Raw genomic sequence first — 19,044 nt, 5'->3', positions numbered from 1 at the left:
AGGGTGGCGCGATTACTGAGAAAGACATCTTAGAAGAGAAACTTATTATTTGAGGCTTTTATTCAACCATTGAAACACCTTCTGATTATAATATTTGATTGCCCCTATTTGACAATGCTCCTGTGCGCCGTCAGTCTGATCAAATTTCATCAACGTTTTCGAAGATTTTAGATGACTATACAATAATTCTGGCTGTCCTTTGAAGAAGCCATCATTGGCTGCATCACATACTAACACGGGGCACTCGATTTTTTCGGCAACATTTTTCAACGTATACTTTTGTGTTAGCTGAAATAGCTCTTGTACAGATTTAGCTCCAAATGTAAACATACCATTCTCAATAACCCAGCGAACTTGCGTACTTTCAGCCATCAACTTTTGAATGATTTTTTCTATCCCACCGAAGTCGTGTGTGTGATGTCCGCGTGCCGCAAACGCATCAAAAAAATCAAAAGAGAATAGTCCGTCGTCTGCAATTACAGCAGCAATCCGGTGATCAAATGCAGCAGCTCGTGGGGCAAGCAATCCGCCGAAGCTAATTCCCATTAACGCGATCCGTTTGTTATCAACAACCGGTTTTGTTTCCAGAAAGTCGATTGCAGGTGAGACGACGTTTTCCCAGTCGGGACGGAATGCAAGCTTCTGCTTTCGGACCATTTCACCTTGGCCTGGTCCTTCAAAGGTCAGAATGTTGTAGCCATGAGCCAGGGCATCAATAACAATTTGAAAATATAGTTCCTCGCCAGTAGAATCATAGCCACCATGAACAAGTAATGTTGGGCGTGGCTTGTCATCCAGCCAATAGAAATATCCTGGCATGGTTGTATTTTCGTATGGGATTTCAACAAATTCCACGTTTTGGGCGGAAAGCTGAATACCCGTTCTAAACGTTTCTCGGCTATTTTCCCAGGTTGATATTAAACGGGGATCGTCTGGACGGCCATGTAAGAAGAATTCAGCCGTCCGAAAATAGTTGGAAGCTTTCAGATAATTTTGTCCGGCGCTCAAAAGCTCACCGGAATTTTCGAATGACTTTGCCCGGTTATTGACATGTACTGCTAATGCATTCCAGTTGGTGTACCAACTTTCAAAGTCACCATCATTAATTTTGTTGGCAGTTGTAACAACCTCACTGAGGTCAGAACCGCCATAAGCGCTGTAACCTAATGTCCTGATTGTTTCGAAGGAAAATGTTGGGTCATTAAATATTAATTTCATAATGGAACACCTCGCAAATCAAATTTTATTAAATGACGATTGGGTCATCTTGGTACCCAAATATAATAAGGCCCCCTAAATAAAATGTCAATAAAAATTTAGGGGCCCTTACTATAAACCGAAATTATGTTATACTAATTTAAAAAATAGCGGAGGAATTAGAATGTCTGACGAATTAAAGCAACATGAACTAACTGAAAATTTTTTTGATTTGCTATTATATTTTGCTTTGGAGATGCGCGGGAAAGATAGTCCAGACTTATTCTACCAAGGCCAAGGAAACATTCTCTATGCACTAAGTGAGCGGGATGGTCAATCCCAAAAGGAATTGGCTGAGGGGTTATCAATCTCAGCGCCGTCGGTTACTGAATTTGTGAACAAGCTGGTCAAAAAGGGATTGGTTCAGAAAAATCACTCAAAGAAGGATAAGCGAGTGACATTAATTAATTTGACTGCTGCTGGGAAACAAGTAATCAGCGAAGGACATCAATCTGAAATTTCGGGCTGGAATTTATTGAGTGATGCTGATCAGGATAAACTTGCTAAACTATTTCAGACCATAATTGCTGGGATGGCAGCAAAATATAATGGTCCAAATGACAAACAAAGACTAGCAAGTATGCGCCAGAGCTTTTTAGCAATGGTAACGAAGGGGAAGGAAAAATAAAAAGAACTGGGATCTCCGACTAAAGGCCGGATTCCAGTTCTTTGTTAGTTTTAGTGACAATTCAATACCAGTGTAATCAAACATAGCTGTTTAAGAAACTGTTCAAAAACCAATTAACACTTAAATTGATGCTTAAATTGATGCTTAAATATTAGCCATTGTAACCACTCGAAACGGTGGTCCAATCACCAGTTGTCGCGTTCATCTGCTGCAAAGCACCACTGGCAGTCACTCTGAAGCTGGCAACTTGTGGATTGGTGCCAGTGTCGACGCCACTCTTCTTGAAGGCAGCGGCATTATGGTTTTCAAGGACATTGACATAAAGTTGGCCGTCTTTCATCTGTGGCATGTAGGTGAAGTCAGTTGAGGCGACATTCATATTGGGATATTTTGCCTGAACGTATGGCCAAATCCAGTTAACCACCTGCTGGTCAGTTAAGTGGTTGCTGTTGGCATTAGTAGTGGTGCTGCTTGCCACCGACCCGGATTGAGAACTGGCTGATGAGGCGGACGCTGCGGTGGTGGAGCTGGTTGCTGATTTAGACATTATCAGGCTTCCAGTTGTTAGTCCGTCGACTTTGATCTGATTATTGTTGACGACAGAAATGCTGTAAACAACCGGTGTTTGGTTGGCATTGTATGATTTAAGTACATAACTGTCATTACCATTTTCTTTATAGAATAAATTAGTGGTCTTATTGCTGGTTTCGGAGTTGTATAGACGGTGATTGCTGTCATACTCGTTGAGGAAACTGCTAGTGGCACTGGCGGTAATATTCAAGAATTGCTTGGTAAATGGCAGTTTTTGGGCATCACTGCCTGAATTGTTGGCAAAATCGGTTGCCCAAGTGCCCTGAATAGCCTCTGGTGCACCTGTCTGCCATTGCCCAGAAACCTTGGCATCAGCGAGAATGAAGTTGCTGTCAACGTTATGATAGGCGGCATTGACCGTGTAGGCCTGGTGGCCACCGTTAATCCAATTAAACTTTAAATTGTACTTTTTGTTTTGATTGCTGACCATTGAGAAATTATAAACGTCAGTTTGGTTAGTTGATTTCAGTGATTTAATCTGACTATTGTCAATAGTGCCATCTTGTTGTGACGTCAACTTCCAGTACCATTGACCATCTTTTTTATAGAACTGGGAATACAATTGATCATTGTTAGAAGTCTGCGAGTCTTCGGGCACCTTAACCTTTGCGGGTGTGAGCAAATTGTTTAATTTAGTCGAATTGCTGGGTGCCGTCGTGGCATCTTCCATGTCGGCTTTTTTGTGGCCACAGCCTGCAAGCAAAAGGACGCCTGCCAGACCAACGGCAATTAAAGGTAGAATTTTCTTCATGATGTGACCCCCTGTCGCCTATATTATAACAGAGCCTGGCACTCGCACACGTTCACATTTTCTTCAAATTCTTGTGGTTTAATAAATTCCATAAAAAAGGCCGTGAGTTGTATTTGCTCACGGTCTTTAAAGGCTAGTCGTTGTTAGAAACTTGTTCTGATTTAATCCAAGCGTTAAATTCGGATTGAGGAACCAAGACAACATTTTTGTTATTTGGCCTCTTTACAATTAAAGCTTTGTTTAAGTCAATTATTTGATCAGAATAATGAGAAAAGTGATTAATTAGGTCTTGGCTTGAAGTAGTTGAATCTTTCATTTGCTGACCTCACAGTTTATAAATCTTCACTCACATTATTAAAATACTCAACGGAATAGTTCTTCCCATCCCAGTTAACCTTGGTAACACTGCCGTTCTTGGTTGAAACATCCACTGGAATATCGCTCCACTTGGCAACTACGTTTCGAATCAAAGTGCCATGAGTGGCCAGCAAGATTTTGTCACCATCTTCGGCATTGGCAACCACTTGATCAATGGCAGGTTTGAGCCGATTCCAGAACGCTTCGCCGCTCTCGGCATCTTTGTAGGGATCAGCTGCGGCAATCATGTCCTCGGCCTTGCTGATACCAAATTTGGCAATCAGACCATGGAATGAGTTGACGCCGATTGGGCCACCAATTGTATGCCAGGTCTTCACATCATCTTCACCTTCGTAGTAACCGAAGTTCAGTTCACGAAAGGCGCTGACTGGAACAGGATTCTTTACTTCAGATGGATTTTCTTTTAAAATTAATGCTCCAGTTTTCATTGCTCTGGAGGTATCACTGCTATAAGCCGCGTCAAAGGGAATCTGTTTGAGGCGTTTCCCGGCATCGATGGCATCGGCAATTCCCTTGTCAGTTAACGGGGAGTCGATGACACCTTGAATGCGGTGATATTTGTTTAAATACGTCTGGCCATGTCGAACGAAATATAGTGAAATAGTCATGAGCGTCCTCCTAAGTATACAATTATTTAAAACATCTAAATTATATCATATCATAACGCAACATTTACAAGTATACCAATCTTACAATTGTGGCATGAATTGTTAACTTTAAGACCAAAACGATAATGTTTTTTGTATTGGTAACGTTTTTATGCTAAACTATTAAGTCAAGTTATAGGGGGTAAATTAATGGCAGATAATATCAAAACACAAGAACAACACCACTTGGACCACGTCATTGATGAGATTCATATTTCACAAAAGGACCTTGAGAAAAAGATCAAGTCAACCAAGCGTGATGTGAAGGATATCAACAGAAATTTTAATAATGATGTGCGTCTCAAGACGGAAACCTACAGCGGAATGATGGAAACTGCCATGTCTATTCGGCAGCAACAGCAGATGCTTTCCGAACGTGAAAATCGCCAGGAACATGCCGCCCGAGAACTTGGTACTCTCAACAAGCTTGAGAAGAATCCTTATTTTGCACGGATTGATTTCCGTGAAGGAGACGAGAAACGTGATGAGACCATCTATATTGGGATGGCTTCATTTACTGACCAGCCGGATCATTATTTAATTTACGACTGGCGGGCACCAATCTCGAGTATCTACTATAACGGTGGAATCGGTGATGTCACTTACATGACGCCCGATGGTGAACAGACCGTTGACGTGAAATTAAAGCGTCAATTCCAAATTGAAAATTCAAAAATCAAGACCGTCTTCGATACTGAAGAAGTGGTCGGCGATCAAATGTTGCTGGATGCTTTAAGCAATCGTTCTGACACCAAGATGAAGAGTATTGTCACCACCATTCAAAAGGAACAAAACCAGATTATTCGGGATACCGATTCTGATTTGCTGTTCGTTCAAGGATCGGCTGGTTCAGGGAAAACTGCCGCAGTTCTGCAGCGGGTCGCCTTCCTGCTTTACCAATATCGTGGCAATTTGCATTCCGGCCAAATTATTTTGTTCTCACCTAACCAGTTGTTTAACGACTACATCAACCAAGTGCTCCCCGAATTAGGTGAGCAAAACATGGTCCAAATGACTTTCTTTCAATATAGTTCCCATCGTTTGCCGAGCGTGCAAGTCGAAACTTTGTCTGAACGGTTCACCGAACAACTGGACAAGCAGGCTCAAAAGCTCAATGATATCAAGGGCAGCTTGGATTACTTCCGGGCAGTCAGCGCTTATGCCAATCATTTGAACAAGGAAGACATGCGCTTTAGAAACTTGATGTTTAATGGAACTGTGTTGATCCCTAAGGAAAAGATTGCTGAAATTTATTATGGCTTCAATGAGAACTACAACTTGCGTAACCGGTTGGAATCGACCAAAGAAGAATTGATGAAGATTCTGAACCGAAAGATTCACGTTGAAATGAAGAAAAAGTGGGTTGAAGATGCTGTCCAAAACCTATCAAAAGAAGAGATTCAGCAATTCCACTCAGAGGGTGAAGAAGAAATCTTGAATTCTGACAAAGAGTTTAAGTTCCTCGCTCGAAGAATTGTGATCAAATCATTTAGAAAAGTTCAACGGCAAATTGCCCGGAATCACTGGCTGAGTATCAATAATCAATTTGTCCATATGTTGCGGGCCATTCCGAAGATCATCAAGTTAACTGATTTTGATATCACCGATGACATGTGGCAGGAAGAAATTAAAGCGACAGTTGGTCGTTTGAAGAAGGGGCGATTATCATTGGCTGACGCGTCAACGTATATTTACCTGTATGATTTAATGACTGGTAAACGTGGCGATAAGGATATCCGGTATCTGTTTATTGATGAAGTGCAGGATTATTCGGCATTTCAACTGGCATTCTTAAAGTTCAGTTTCCCAAGAACCCGATTTACGTTGCTTGGCGATTTGAATCAAGCCATTTTTACCCATGAAAACAGCCGGAAGCTGTTAGGCGAACTTGGCAGCATGTTCCCTGAGGATAAGACGCGAGTCGTACAATTGACCAAATCATATCGTTCAACCGAGCAGATTACCAACTTTACCAAACATTTGCTTACCAACGGTGAAAACATCATTCCATTTAACCGGCAAGGCGACCTGCCTCACATTTACGTTAAGGATGGGATGGATGCCGCGGTCGAACAAGTTAAGCAGCAATCTGATCTGAATCTGGCTGATCATGAAACGACTGCCATCATTGGTAAAACTTTGAAAGAGTGTAAAGAACTGAGCGGTAAATTAGCCGAACTTGGTGTTAAGTCGACATTGATTCGAACTGAGAACCAGCGGCTGGTCAAAGGCATTATCGTTGTGCCATCCTATCTTGCCAAAGGGTTGGAATTCGATAGCGTCATCATGTGGGATGCCTCCAAGGCATGCTACCCAGATGAAAGTGATCGGCAGCTTGTGTATACGATTGCTACTCGGGCCATGCATCGATTGACAGTGGTGGCAATCAAAGAACTATCACCGATTTTCGATACGGTTCCAAAAGATGAATACGAACTCAATTAGTCAGTAATCGGATCGTAATGGTCCGATTTTTTTGTAATTAATTTGTGGATTGTGAGTCAACATGGAGTGAGTACTAAATGTTATACTTGTTAGGTTAAGTAAAGGATACCGGAGAAAAAGCATGGATGATTTAATTAATTATTATTCGTTCACCAAAAATGAATGGAAACATTTTAATAATGACAGTGAAGTTGATCTGCCGTTGACTTCCAATGAATTACGACACATTAAGGCGTTTAATGATCAAATTTCGTTGCAGGATGTGGCTGACATTTATAAGCCATTGGTGCATATGATTCGCTTGCAGAAGAATAATTTTGATCAATGGCAGACGACTAAGGCGCGCTTCCTGCGCAAAAAGGTCCGAACCGTGCCATTTATTATCGGAATTTCCGGAAGCGTGGCTGTCGGCAAATCAACGACTGCCCGGGTGCTTGAGGAATTGCTTTCCAATTATTTCACTGGTGAGACGATCAAGTTAATTACCACCGATGGATTCCTGTATTCAAATGCGGAATTGAAGAAACGCGGCATTTATGACAAAAAAGGATTCCCTGAGAGCTATGATATGCGGAAGTTGATCGCCTTTTTAAATGAGGTTAAGTCAGGAGTGCCGGTGACTAAATCGCCGGTATATTCCCATCAAAGCTATGACATCATTCCCAACCGGTTTGAACTGGTTGACCGCCCGGATGTTCTAATTATCGAAGGGATTAATACCTTACAGCTTCCAAGTAATGAGCAGATTTACGTCAGCGATTTCACTGATTTTTCAATTTACATGGATGCTGATGTGCATTTGATCGAAAAATGGTACTTGGAACGGTTTGGCCGTCTGATGGACACGGCGTTTCAAGATCCGGATAACTATTATTATGACTATGCTCAGGGCGACCGTGACGAGGCTTTCGCCGTGGCACGCCGCGTGTGGGACACAATTGACTTGCCGAACCTTCGAGCAAATATCCTGCCAACTCGGTCACGAGCTGATATGATAATGCATAAGACGGACAATCATTTGATCGATCGATTGTACCTGAGAAAATATTAATGTTTGGATTTTCAGAATAATGTTGACCAAACCTAGTTGAATCGTTTATTATTTATGTAAGAACTTTGAAAGGGTGTATGATTTGGCAAACGTTGACTTATCAAGCTTCGATAAGATTTTAGTGCTGGATTTCGGTAGTCAGTATAACCAACTGATTACAAGACGGATCCGTGACTTAGGCGTATATTCAGAGCTTAAGTCCCACGCATTGTCCGCAAAACAGATTAAAGACATGAACCCCAAGGGAATTATTTTCTCTGGTGGTCCAAATAGTGTGTACGAAGATGGCGCTTTGAAGGTTGATCCAGACATCTTTAAGCTGGGAATTCCAATCCTGGGAATCTGTTATGGTATGCAGATTATGGCATATACCCTTGATGGGGAAGTGGAGAAGGCTGATGACTCAGAATATGGTCATGCAGACATTCAGATCACTTCAGATGATGCCGTTTTGTTTAAAGGTTTGCCAAGAGAGCAGCCGGTATGGATGAGTCATGGTGATCTGGTTAATGAAGTACCAACCGGATTTACCTCAGTGGCAACCAGCCGTAACTGTCCAATTTCTGCGATGCAGGATACTGACCGCAATTTCTACGGAATTCAATTCCATGCTGAAGTTCGGAATACCAAGTATGGTAACGAGATTTTGAAGAACTTTGCCTTTAATGTTTGTCACGCAGAAGCAAACTGGTCAATGGATGATTTCATTGATTTGCAGATCGAACATATCAGAAAAGAAGTCGGCGACAAGAAGGTCTTGCTGGGCCTTTCTGGTGGCGTTGACTCAAGTGTTGTTGGTGTTCTTTTGCATAAAGCAATTGGAACCCAGCTGACAAGTATTTTTGTTGACCACGGTTTGTTACGTAAGAACGAGGCTGATGAAGTCATGGACAGCCTGGTTGGTAAGTTTGGCTTGAACATCATTAAAGTCGATGCTCAGGACCGATTCTTATCCAAATTAAAGGGTGTCTCCGATCCTGAAAAGAAACGGAAGATCATCGGTAACGAATTTATTCAAGTATTTAACGATGAAGCCAAGAAACTTGACGGCATTGATTTTCTTGCCCAAGGTACACTTTATACCGACGTCGTTGAAAGTGGGACTGATACTGCTCAGACAATTAAGTCTCACCATAACGTTGGTGGATTGCCAAAGGACATGAAGTTCAAGTTGATCGAACCTCTGAACACCTTGTTCAAAGATGAGGCTCGTGAGATTGGTGAAAAGCTGGGAATGCCTGAAAACCTGGTATGGCGCCAGCCGTTCCCAGGCCCAGGTCTTGGAATTCGTGTACTTGGTGAAGTCACTCCTGAAAAGTTGAAGATTGTCCGCGATAGTGACTGGGTTTTGAGAGATGAAATCAAAAAGGCCGGCCTTGATCGTGATATCTGGCAATACTTCACTGTTTTACCAGGCTTTAGAAGTGTTGGTGTCATGGGTGATGGTCGGACTTACGACTACACCATCGCTATCCGGGGTGTGAACTCTGTTGATGGTATGACTGCCGACTTTGCAAGAATTCCTTGGGATGTTCTGCAGAACATTTCAACTCGGATCGTAAACGAAGTTGATGGCATTAACCGCGTAGTGTATGACATTACGAGCAAGCCACCGGCAACAATTGAATGGGAATAATCATTTTATAAATGCGCAAAGAGTCCAAAATCGAATTTTGATTTTGGCCTCTTTTTTTCACGAATTTTTTATTGGGATATCATCAATGAAAAGAGTATCCCAAATTTGTAGTATTGATGTTAGAATGAAACTCATACATAATTTTTGAGGTGTAAAATGAATTCAATTTGGAAATATTGGCAGCGACTGAATATCAAATCCACAGAACTGATTGGGGTTGCTGTCGGCGCATTCATCTATTCGATGACTTATAATTATTTATTGTTACCATCCCATCTTGGTGAAGGCGGGGCGATGGGAATCACAGCCTTGTTGTACTATGCATTTGGTGTACCATCCTATCTGTCCAATTTGCTGATAAATGCTGTTCTGATCGTGGTTGGATATAAATTGTTTGAAAAAAAGACGACTTATTTGACAATTTGGGCAATTGCCTGGATGACGGTTTTTCTGAAAATTCCGGTATTCTATACCTATCACACTCATGAACTCATTGTCCCGACGCTTTTAGCTGGCGCATTGACGGGAATTTCCATTGGATTGATTTTTCGATACAATGGTACCATCGCGGGTGACACGATCATCGGTAAAATTCTCAATTATTTCTTTGGCATTTCGATTGGAACAGGCAGTTTAGTGTTTGACTTGTTCATTGTAATCCCATTTATCATGATCATTGGGTTTACCAATACCGTTCTAACGGTCATCTATCTGTATGTGTATTCAGTATTTACTAACCAATTTTTAGCCAATATCGGCGCCAAAAAGGCCGTCTTAGTTGTTTCGCCAAAATATCGCCAAATTGCGGTGACAATCTCAAAAGAATTAGATCAGGAAATGACCATTTTTAATGGTACTGGTTATTACAGCGATGCTGACCAGCATATGCTTTACATGATTGCGAGTCCACGGCGGGTGACCAGATTGGTTCCAATTATTGAGCGTGAAGACAAGAATGCATTAATTGTCGTTGAAAACATTCGAAGTGCCAGAGGATTGGATATGCGAAGAATTCTTTAGTAATTAAACAAATTGATTCATGTAGATTAAAAGAGCTCACAAAATCAAAAAATGATTTTGTGAGCTCTTTTTGTATTTCGAAGGTAGCTGATTTTGCTTATAACTGTGACTTATGAAATCCATTTTCCATCTTCGAGAGTGGCTTAACAAAGACTCTTCGCAATGGTGCAATCAGTAAGAAGCCACCACCAAACGCCGCCAGCATGAGCATGGCATGCCAGTAAACGCTTGGGATGGGGCCCGCGATCGCTTCCCGGAATGCTTGAATGACGTAAGTAAACGGCAAAAACGGCGCTAGATTTGCCAAATGTGATGGAATTAGTTCCAGTGGGTAGACGCCACCGGTTCCGAACAGTTGGGCAATCATCAGTAGGACACTAAAGACCTTGCCAATATTGCCGAACATATACACAAACGTGAACATAATAATCGTGAAGACGGTCGTTGCCAGGTAAGCAGTCGCCAACATTGCCAAGAGACTTCGTGGCCGTAACCCAATGATGAGTAATTCACCAAGCATGATAAACGTTGTTTGGGTGAAGGATAAGGTTAGGTACAACAACAATTTCCCAACGTATTTCTGAACAAGGTTGGCCTTCGGGAACCGTTCATTTTCCGGAATAACATACTTCCATGACACAATCGTTGTCAGCAGCAGAACGCCGACCCACATGGATAGAACGGTATAAAACGGTGCCATCCCATAGCCAAACAGCCCCATATTGTAGAGTTGCTTCTGCTTGAGAGTGATCGGCGAAGCCAGTAAGTTGGAAACTTTTGGGCTCTCGCCCAGTACATTGATTAGTTTGTTGAGGTTTTGTTCGTTCACAAATTTTGTTTGCTCATTTAAATCGTTGAGTTTATCCTCAATTCCATCTAATCGGTGTTTGATTCGGTCAATTTGCGAGACGGAAATTTTGCTAATTGCTTTCCCGGCGGCCGTCAACGCATTCAGTTGCGGCAACAACGTTCGCAGCGATTCAAGAACGTCATCGTCGCCGCTTAATTGGGTATCCATTGTGTCGCTCAAGCTATCAATACTTTGATTGACGGTGTTGTTAAATGTGGAACCGGCATTGTCGATGCTGTTACCAAATGCATTGGCAGTCGATGCCAGCTGTTTAATGAGCCGATTGATGGATCTTTGCGACCTGCCGGAATTAGCAGTTTTTAGACTTGCCAGGTTTCGTTGCTGCTGATGGATGTGCTTTTTAGCATTGCTCAATCCCTTAATCAATGACACGGTTTGATTACTTGGGAGAATGTTATTGACGATATCAGCCACTCGCAGCGCATTATTGAGATGGCTGATCGTGCTGGAATTGAGACTTTCCAGCTGGTTAATTTCACTATTAAGCAAGGATTTACTGGACGAGTGACCGCCCAAATTCATATCATCAACCAATGAACGCATCCGATTGTTGTCTGACTGCAAGTCGTTAATGCCGCTGGTCAAATCATTCTGGGCTGAATTGAGCGACTCTTTTGTGGCTTTGGTTAAGTCACGACCATGATTGACAACATTTTGGAGATTGGTAATCTGGCTGGAGACTTTGGGAATGTCGCCCTGAACGGTCTGCAAATACTTTTGAACATCCGCTGAATCCTTGTTGGCACGGTTCAAATAACCCTTGGTTTTCTTAACGGTATTAATGGCGTCCATCAAGGAAGACCGAATCTGCAAGATTTCTGGCTTGTGGGTGTTGATTTTCTCACCTGCAGCATTCATTTCTTTCAGAGCAGCCTTGGAACTGATTTTGATGAAACTATCCCGAACCTGTTCGGTCAGGGTATCGACTGCTTGTCCAGTAATCTTAGTGGCAGCCGGGTTTAATTTTTCATTGGACTTATAAATGATATTTGGTTTTTCCGGATTTTTGGAAACCAAGGTGGCCAGCTTGCTGGAGAAGTCATTGGGAATTTCGATGATCGAGTAATACTTTCCTTCATCTAAGCCATTATTGCCTTGCCAATCGTTGGTCATGATCCAATTGATCTGGTGATTTTGTTTAAGTTGGCTAACAATTTGCTTGCCGACGTTAAGCTGCTTACCGTTAACGGTACTGCCTTCGTCGTTATTCACTACGGCAATCGGCAGCCGGCTGGTATTGGCCTTAGAATACGGATCCCATGACACCATAATATTTGGTACAGCGTAGATTGCTGGAATCAGACAAAAAGCCAGCAGGGTGATCCACACCGGCCGGCTATGAAATATTCTTTGTAGATCACGTTTGAGTAAGGTAAATATTGTTCGCATAAATGGGTCCTTTTCAGTTGATTCGATCTAGTAATCCTTGGGCCAACGCAAACACTCGGTTATTTAAATGATGGATGGCAACAATCTTTGGATAAAGTTTGTTGATGCCTTCGCTGAATAAATAATTGAGAGTTTGGCCATCAGATTTGATCATTTTTATAATTTGATTGAGTTTGACGATGTCTGGATTGTTATTAATTGATTGTGCCAAATTGTTAAGCTGGGTCAATAAATCTGGCAGGGTACTTTGTCGGTTCATCAAGTTCAGAATCGAAATGACATTATTTTTGTTGTCGGTCGACAACGTATCGATTAGCCCAATAATTTGGTTAACCTGTTTGCGTTGCTGACTGATGTTAATCAGTCGAACCAAGTGGCCACTCCAGATCCAGCCCTTCACCTTGCCATTGCCGTTCTTGACATAGTAATACACGGCCTTGTTCCCGTTGGCACGCTGGATGCTGGCTGATTTGTAAGCGTAAAATGTGGTCAACGGGTAGTTGTCCGCATTATGAACTTTCTTGGTTAATTTCGCGGAACTGTACAGATAGCCACTGACCGCACGATAGGGTGCCTTGGTCAAAGACTGTGTGTTGGTGACTTTGACAGCAGTTGATTTTGCCGAAACGGTGGTTGGTTGAGACAGGCCGATTCCAAATAAGATTGCCAGTCCAACTACCCAATTTATCATGATTGAATGCTTCATTTTTTAAATCTCCTCATAAAGTTAGGTTAATGTTGTTAACTATAGTTACCATTGTTAATCATTCGCATACGCGTTATTATCAGTATAATGCATTTTTTTAGAGAAACAAGTCATCAGAAAATTTGAGGAATTGAACAATGTTTAAAAATATTAAACTGATTTACCAACGTGATTTAAAATCGATTTTTAAATACAAGGCCGCTTTGCTCACAATCACCGCGCTTTGTTTTCTGCCGTGCTTATACACGCTGGTAAACGTAAAAGCAATCTGGAATCCTTATACATCACAAGAAGTCAGCAAAATTCCCGTTGCAGTCGTGAATAATGATCAGGGGACAACCGTGCAGGGGAAGCAAATGAACTTGGGTAATCAGATTATTGCCCAATTAAAGCACAACAATCAAATCGGCTGGCGGTTTGTCGATGCCAAGCCCGCTCAGAAAAAAGTCCGCGCTGGTAAATATTACGCTGAGATTCGAATCCCAAAGAATTTTTCAACTGATCTGGGAAGCATCATTAGTTCAAATCCAAAGAAAGCGCATATTGATTACATTGCCGATACCAAGGCCAGCCCGATGAGCTACAAGATCACCGAAGCGGCCTCTAAGACCCTTTTGAATACGATCAAAAAGCAATTTGTGTATCAAGTGAACAGCACCATCTTTTCTTATCTAAATATCGCTGGTAAGAAGGCGGGGGATAACGAATCAGAAATTCTCAATTTAAAAGATTTGATCATTAATCTTGGGGACAGTATGGAACTCGCTACCAACACCTTGGGTGATATTAGCGAGACCTCCAGTGGATTGGCGATGGTCTTTTCTGAACTTAAACCAGTCATTGCGACTTCCCAAGACGTTAATATTAATCAAGCCATTGGATCTTCCAACAAAGACTTGATTCAAAGCGTTAATCACTCAGTCAACCAATCATTTGGCACCGTTCAAACCAGTCTGAACAGCGTTCAAACAGATGCCAAACGGCTACAAACCCAGACCGATCAATTGAGCAAAATGACATCTGCAACCAGTCGTGGGCAGGCGAACTCGCTTGCCGGCCAGATTCGTTCACAGATTCAACTTTTGCGAGGGCAGATTACACCGTTGATTTCGTATCTCCAAACGATCAATAAAAATCGTCATCTGGCAGGTGTCACCAATCTCATCAGTCAATTGAACGATGTTAAAAATATTTTGGATAGCCAATCGCATCAAGTTTCGCAGCTAGAGCGCAGTCTAAGTGCGGGCAATACTGCCAATGCGAATGCACTCCATCAAATTTCCAGCCAATCATATTCAACAGTTGCCAAGCTGAATCATTCACTTTCCAGTTATAACCAGCAGGTCAAATCAGAACTGAATGGCATTCAGCAAAATTTGATGTCTGCCAGCAGTAAAGCTTCAGGCATTTTGAACAATGTGAACGACATTCAGAATTTAAACGAGAAGTCTTTGGATACCGTGATTTCTGGCAACAAATTGGTCAGCAGTTCTACCGGTGATTTGGAGAATCAGCTTTTACAATACAAAGGGGTGATCCTTCAAGCCAGCAATCAACTGAAATTGACCTCTGATAATAATATTGCCGATATCATCAGTATTCTCCAGAATAATCCAAAGTTAATGGGGAATGCCTTGGCACAACCATTTAACGTTAAGAACGAAAATATCTATCGCGTGAGTTCATTTGGTGAGGCGTTTGCCCCAACTTACATGGCACTGTCGATCTGGGTTGGCTGTGCGATGCTGGTCGCGGTGCTGCACACTTCCGCACCCAAATATCACCGTTTCAAGAATCTACGACCGCGTGAAGAATATATTGGCAAGATGCTGCTTTTTAACACCTTATCAATGATTCAAACGATGATTATTGTGTTCTCAACGGTTTTTATTCTCAGAGTTCACGTGGAAAGTTTATTTCTGATGGTGATGATCGGCGTGGTCTCATCGCTGACGTTCTCGGTAATCGTGTATACGATGGCGTCAGTGTTTGGCAACCTGGGGAAGGCCCTTGCTGTGATGATGGTGGCCTTTCAGTTGGCTGGTAGTGGGGCAATTTACCCAGTCCAGTTGAATCCACTGTTCTTAAGAATCATTCAACCAATTTTCCCGTTTTCATACAGTGTCAGTGGCTTTCGGGAAGCTGTCGGTGGCCCGAATGTCGGAACAGTTGTGTTAGATTTCTTCGTTCTGATCTGTATGCTGATTGGTGGATTGATCGTCGGCCTGTTTATGAAGGACTTCTTCAAACGGGTCACGGCCAGACTGCTCAACGATTTTACCAAGAGTGGGATTGGGCAACCGTAAAAAATGAACAAGAAAACGGCCATCAAGCACTCTGCTTGGTGGCCGTTTTTGATTTAGCTGATTAAATTACTTTAAGCAAATGATGTTGCGATACTTCCAACCACAATCAATAGAATCCCGGCGATGGTAAAAATCATCTCACGGCGACTCTTATGTTCGTGCAGGATGGTGATTCCGCCAAATGTGGCAATAATAACACTTAACTGAGTCCAGATAAATGCTGAGGTATTGCCGTTTGCTTGAGCGGAATAAATATACGAAAGTGCAGCAAATCCCCAGAGCAAACCGGCAATGATGTTCAAGTATTGCTCTTTTTGCATGAAGGAACGGCGGTCAGTGAACAAACCGAAAATAATGGCACCAATCAGAATTCCCATCATTTCTGGCAGGAAAACGGCAGTTCCACTCTGCGCCTTGATGATTGGAATGTTTGGAAACGATGAATAAATCCAGTAACCAACGGTCGTACACAATAGGAACATGGCATCTTTAAAGGTGATTTTACCGCCTTTTTCGTCACTGACAGAGGTTAACAGCGCCCCGGCAATCACGATAATCAACGCAATGACCCCAATGATTTTTGATTGAGTTCCCTGCCAATCACCGAAGATCAAAACACCTAGAATTGAGTTACCAACTAACTGAAAGACAGTTGATAAGGGGTAGGTGTTTGATACGCCGATCCGTTTGAAGGAAATAAATTGACCAATTTGACCAATTGTCCACAACGCCCCGCAAACGATTGCAAACAGGAACGCAGTGAGATTCACAGCGGGACGGGTTACCACAAAGACGATTAATCCAATAATGGTGGTTCCAGCACCGATTCCAAAGATCTGGTTGGCTGGCGTTCCCCCAACTTTACCGGTTATAAGTGGCATTAATCCCCAGCCAAGGGCGGGAAGTAACGCAATAATTAAATTCATATTCAAGACTCTCCTCAACTTTAATTGATAACAGTAATTCTATACCTTATGAAAGAAATTTTCTATCAAAACGGTTACAAAGTTAAGAAAAACCTAAAGTTTACAGTGGCACATCGGGTAGACCGATCATGGTATATATGGAAATCAACTGATTGTGTACCGATGGAGCAATCAAAAAAATCTGGGAACAGCTAAGATTGGGCATTATACTCGTTTTTTACGTAACTGGGTTGTTAAATAAAAAGGAGGTTAGCCAAAAGACATCTTCTTTTGGCTAACCTCCAGCATGTAAATTATTTTCAAATAATTGGTTAATGACGATTCTTATATGGCTGCATCTGTGAACGTTGAATGAACACATAAACTGCATAAACGGCAGCAACAATCAAACCAACTAGCAAGAGCTTTGAAACAATGAAGAAACCAACCATCAGTAACACCAGCCACACCGAGGCCTTAACAAACAGCCAGCTGAGGTTGATGAGCAAATAGCCAAATAGAAGAATCATAAGCAGTGTAATGATCATCGTTAAGGTTCCTTTCCTTGTTGAATGGCAATCAATCAATTCAAGTTAAATTTACCATACTTTAGTCGAGATGCAAGGGTATTTAATGAATATGGTCAATATTTTATGGGCGCATTTGTTGGTATTGTCCATGAAGTCGAAACGGCAAAATGTTGGAAAGGATGACAGCTAGAATAATTAAACAAACCCCCACGATTTGGCTGATGGTAACGGCTTCTCCCAACAATATGAAGGCAAATACAACCGAAGATGGTAATTCTAATGATGAAATGATTGGCCCAATGCCTAATGATAAGTGGGGCATGAAGAACGAGAAGCAGGTAAGGGGCAGCAGCATTGCAAAGAATGATGTGATCCCGCCCCATTGAATACCAGTGATCAAGTGATGAACTGGTAAAATAGTCGGCAGCCAGATGACTAAAATTACGATCAAAGCGCCACCACTCATGAGTTGCGCTTTGGTGAGCGGATGGAGGTTGGACCCAACATTGCCGGTAAATTGAATCGTCAAAGCATAGGCGAGGGCTGAAAGAAAGCTGAGTCCCATTCCTTTCCACGAAACATTTTGATGGAGTGGGAATAGACCCGTGGCTAATACAGTGCCAATCAAAATTGTGATGACACTGATTGCTTGGGTGACGGTCGGAAACTGACGGTGTATTAAACACGAGATGGCAATCGAGAGCCAAACTGACTGCATCATCATGACGGCTGCGATTGCCACTGGAACGTAGGCTAATGACAACAGATAAAAGGTATTCGTGAACCCCATGGAGCTCCCGGAAATGATGACCAACCATTTGAGCTTTCGATCCGCAACATAGCGATCATCTGGTTTGAGCAGCCTCCGGGCAAAAGAGAAAATGATAAAGGCAATTAAAAATGTCATACTTAATAGTAAGCTGTCGGTAACCTGATCAGCCCGTGCCATTTTAAATAATGATCCAGGAATACCGTAACTGATTGCGCCAAGGGCAACGAACAGTGGTGCATAACGTTTCAAATAATCATCCTCCTCATATTAAATGAACCATGAATCTGTCGCAATTCATGGTGTCAGGTTTTAATGATTATGATTCCCAAGTGTTTTGAAGTTATGCTTCAAAGTTGGCCAAACCAAGCGATCCGCCGTTTGAATGATGAGCCCATTAAATAAAATCGAAAAGATGGTTCCGATATTGACAGCATAAAGATTCTTGGTGATCGCAAACGAAATGATCATCGCAATAATCGGCGGTATGAAGTCAACTAACTGCGAGGCAATGGCGCTCTTATTAAGATACATAAAGCGCAAAATGTTGGTGGTATCATCGTTGGGGTGCATCAAAAGATTTGCGCGTTGATATAGTGAAATTGCAGTACAGAAGAAGATAATTCCTAAGCACGACAGAAGTGCCCGAACCCAAACTGGCAACTGACCAATTCCAGTGGCGTCAAAGGCTTGGACAAAAATATTAACAAAATAACTGAAGCAACAGACATACAGAATTTCACCGACAAATCGTGGCCAGTCTGGACTTCGCAGCAGGATCTGATTAGTCACGGCATTGAGAAAGCCAATGACAAACAGGATAACGCCAACGTTGAGATTGAACCAATGGCTGTAATTCACAGCAGAGGCCGTCCAAACCGCGCTTCCCATATTGGCGGAAATGGTCAGTGCATTTCCGAAGGCGTTGAGGATCAAACCGGAGATCAGGCCGGTCCAGCGTTTTGCTTTTGTGTTTTGAATGATGATTGCCCCCTCGACAAATAGTAAAAAAGCCAGCACCCAAATCTGCTGACGTCCATATGTAAAAATCACTTGCATGGCAACTTAACCTCTGCCGGTTAAAGTATACAAGCTATTTTTTTATCAGGCAAGACACTCCCAGATTGTCGCGATATTTTCCCCATCATAATTCTCAGAGTCGTA

16 protein-coding genes are annotated in these 19,044 nt (G+C 42.2%); 6 read left to right on the top strand and 10 right to left on the bottom strand.

The features are described 5' to 3' along the window. Positions 1-45 precede the first annotated feature (45 nt). A complete protein-coding gene (locus FD05_RS06885; RefSeq protein ID WP_020281013.1) occupies positions 46-1,218 on the bottom strand; it encodes an alpha/beta hydrolase family protein in 1,173 nt (390 codons plus the stop codon). Positions 1,219-1,381: 163 nt separating this feature from the next. Here FD05_RS06885 and FD05_RS06880 point away from each other — a divergent pair, with 163 nt between their 5' ends. Continuing rightward, positions 1,382-1,885 (top strand): MarR family winged helix-turn-helix transcriptional regulator, encoded by a 504-nt coding sequence (locus FD05_RS06880; protein WP_020281014.1) that lies wholly within the window; start codon positions 1,382-1,384, stop codon positions 1,883-1,885. 151 nt (positions 1,886-2,036) lie between these two features. Here FD05_RS06880 and FD05_RS06875 read toward each other — a convergent pair whose 3' ends face one another. From FD05_RS06875 to FD05_RS06865, 3 genes are all read right to left on the bottom strand, one after another. Beyond that, a complete protein-coding gene (locus FD05_RS06875; protein ID WP_020281015.1) occupies positions 2,037-3,227 on the bottom strand; it encodes a hypothetical protein in 1,191 nt (396 codons plus the stop codon). A gap of 133 nt (positions 3,228-3,360) precedes the next feature. Continuing rightward, the gene (locus FD05_RS06870) at positions 3,361-3,543 is read right to left on the bottom strand and encodes a type II toxin-antitoxin system Phd/YefM family antitoxin (RefSeq protein WP_020281016.1); all 183 of its coding nucleotides are present in this window, start codon (positions 3,541-3,543) and stop codon (positions 3,361-3,363) included. A gap of 16 nt (positions 3,544-3,559) precedes the next feature. Continuing rightward, positions 3,560-4,213, bottom strand: a complete 654-nt coding sequence (locus tag FD05_RS06865) for a histidine phosphatase family protein (protein WP_020281017.1) — start codon at positions 4,211-4,213, stop codon at positions 3,560-3,562. A 189-nt stretch (positions 4,214-4,402) separates the two neighbouring features. On the opposite strand from FD05_RS06865, the gene helD reads away from it, so the two are divergent. The 4 genes from helD (at position 4,403) to FD05_RS06845 (ending at position 10,404) form a co-directional block, all read left to right on the top strand. After that, on the top strand, positions 4,403-6,697 hold the full coding sequence (gene helD / locus FD05_RS06860; protein WP_020281018.1) for an RNA polymerase recycling motor HelD: 2,295 nt from the start codon (positions 4,403-4,405) through the stop codon (positions 6,695-6,697). A 121-nt stretch (positions 6,698-6,818) separates the two neighbouring features. Continuing rightward, positions 6,819-7,748, top strand: a complete 930-nt coding sequence (gene coaA, locus FD05_RS06855; RefSeq protein ID WP_020281019.1) for a type I pantothenate kinase — start codon at positions 6,819-6,821, stop codon at positions 7,746-7,748. 82 nt (positions 7,749-7,830) lie between these two features. Next, on the top strand, positions 7,831-9,384 hold the full coding sequence (guaA, locus tag FD05_RS06850; protein WP_039932777.1) for a glutamine-hydrolyzing GMP synthase: 1,554 nt from the start codon (positions 7,831-7,833) through the stop codon (positions 9,382-9,384). 156 nt (positions 9,385-9,540) lie between these two features. Further along, a complete protein-coding gene (locus FD05_RS06845; RefSeq protein ID WP_020281021.1) occupies positions 9,541-10,404 on the top strand; it encodes a YitT family protein in 864 nt (287 codons plus the stop codon). A gap of 97 nt (positions 10,405-10,501) precedes the next feature. On the opposite strand, the gene FD05_RS06840 is transcribed toward FD05_RS06845, so the two are convergent. Together FD05_RS06840 and FD05_RS06835 are read right to left on the bottom strand one after the other, a co-directional pair. Further along, a complete protein-coding gene (locus FD05_RS06840; RefSeq protein ID WP_039932779.1) occupies positions 10,502-12,664 on the bottom strand; it encodes a YhgE/Pip domain-containing protein in 2,163 nt (720 codons plus the stop codon). A gap of 13 nt (positions 12,665-12,677) precedes the next feature. Continuing rightward, positions 12,678-13,370 carry a hypothetical protein gene (locus tag FD05_RS06835; RefSeq protein ID WP_020281023.1) on the bottom strand — a complete coding sequence of 231 codons (693 nt, stop codon included), beginning with the start codon at positions 13,368-13,370 and terminating at the stop codon, positions 12,678-12,680. 137 nt (positions 13,371-13,507) lie between these two features. Between FD05_RS06835 and FD05_RS06830 the strand changes: the two genes are divergently transcribed. After that, entirely contained in the window at positions 13,508-15,676 is a 2,169-nt protein-coding gene (locus FD05_RS06830; RefSeq protein WP_020281024.1) for a YhgE/Pip domain-containing protein, read from the top strand. Positions 15,677-15,747: 71 nt separating this feature from the next. Here the strand turns inward: FD05_RS06830 and FD05_RS06825 are convergent, their stop codons facing one another. The 4 genes from FD05_RS06825 to FD05_RS06810 form a co-directional block, all read right to left on the bottom strand. Continuing rightward, positions 15,748-16,602 (bottom strand): GRP family sugar transporter, encoded by an 855-nt coding sequence (locus FD05_RS06825; protein WP_020281025.1) that lies wholly within the window; start codon positions 16,600-16,602, stop codon positions 15,748-15,750. 311 nt (positions 16,603-16,913) lie between these two features. Next, positions 16,914-17,129 (bottom strand): hypothetical protein, encoded by a 216-nt coding sequence (locus FD05_RS06820; protein WP_020281026.1) that lies wholly within the window; start codon positions 17,127-17,129, stop codon positions 16,914-16,916. Between the two features lie 103 nt (positions 17,130-17,232). Beyond that, positions 17,233-18,132, bottom strand: a complete 900-nt coding sequence (locus tag FD05_RS06815; RefSeq protein ID WP_020281027.1) for a DMT family transporter — start codon at positions 18,130-18,132, stop codon at positions 17,233-17,235. Between the two features lie 60 nt (positions 18,133-18,192). Next, entirely contained in the window at positions 18,193-18,939 is a 747-nt protein-coding gene (locus tag FD05_RS06810; protein WP_476737547.1) for a DUF6198 family protein, read from the bottom strand. Positions 18,940-19,044: the final 105 nt, after the last annotated feature.

This window comes from Lentilactobacillus otakiensis DSM 19908 = JCM 15040 (assembly GCF_001434145.1).
Taxonomy (GTDB): Bacteria; Bacillota; Bacilli; order Lactobacillales; family Lactobacillaceae; genus Lentilactobacillus; species Lentilactobacillus otakiensis.
Note: the sequence above shows the minus strand (reverse complement) of the source record. Positions and strands in the feature narration are given on the sequence as shown.

Excerpts from the sequence above, each read along its gene's own strand:
- FD05_RS06885 (WP_020281013.1), bottom strand. The coding sequence starts at position 1,218 with ATGAAATTAATATTTAATGACCCAACATTTTCCTTCGAAACAATCAGG.
- FD05_RS06880 (WP_020281014.1), top strand. The coding sequence starts at position 1,382 with ATGTCTGACGAATTAAAGCAACATGAACTAACTGAAAATTTTTTTGAT.
- FD05_RS06875 (WP_020281015.1), bottom strand. The coding sequence starts at position 3,227 with ATGAAGAAAATTCTACCTTTAATTGCCGTTGGTCTGGCAGGCGTCCTT.
- FD05_RS06870 (WP_020281016.1), bottom strand. The coding sequence starts at position 3,543 with ATGAAAGATTCAACTACTTCAAGCCAAGACCTAATTAATCACTTTTCT.
- FD05_RS06865 (WP_020281017.1), bottom strand. The coding sequence starts at position 4,213 with ATGACTATTTCACTATATTTCGTTCGACATGGCCAGACGTATTTAAAC.
- helD (WP_020281018.1), top strand. The coding sequence starts at position 4,403 with ATGGCAGATAATATCAAAACACAAGAACAACACCACTTGGACCACGTC.
- coaA (WP_020281019.1), top strand. The coding sequence starts at position 6,819 with ATGGATGATTTAATTAATTATTATTCGTTCACCAAAAATGAATGGAAA.
- FD05_RS06845 (WP_020281021.1), top strand. The coding sequence starts at position 9,541 with ATGAATTCAATTTGGAAATATTGGCAGCGACTGAATATCAAATCCACA.
- FD05_RS06840 (WP_039932779.1), bottom strand. The coding sequence starts at position 12,664 with ATGCGAACAATATTTACCTTACTCAAACGTGATCTACAAAGAATATTT.
- FD05_RS06835 (WP_020281023.1), bottom strand. The coding sequence starts at position 13,370 with ATGAAGCATTCAATCATGATAAATTGGGTAGTTGGACTGGCAATCTTA.
- FD05_RS06830 (WP_020281024.1), top strand. The coding sequence starts at position 13,508 with ATGTTTAAAAATATTAAACTGATTTACCAACGTGATTTAAAATCGATT.
- FD05_RS06825 (WP_020281025.1), bottom strand. The coding sequence starts at position 16,602 with ATGAATTTAATTATTGCGTTACTTCCCGCCCTTGGCTGGGGATTAATG.
- FD05_RS06820 (WP_020281026.1), bottom strand. The coding sequence starts at position 17,129 with ATGATCATTACACTGCTTATGATTCTTCTATTTGGCTATTTGCTCATC.
- FD05_RS06810 (WP_476737547.1), bottom strand. The coding sequence starts at position 18,939 with ATGCAAGTGATTTTTACATATGGACGTCAGCAGATTTGGGTGCTGGCT.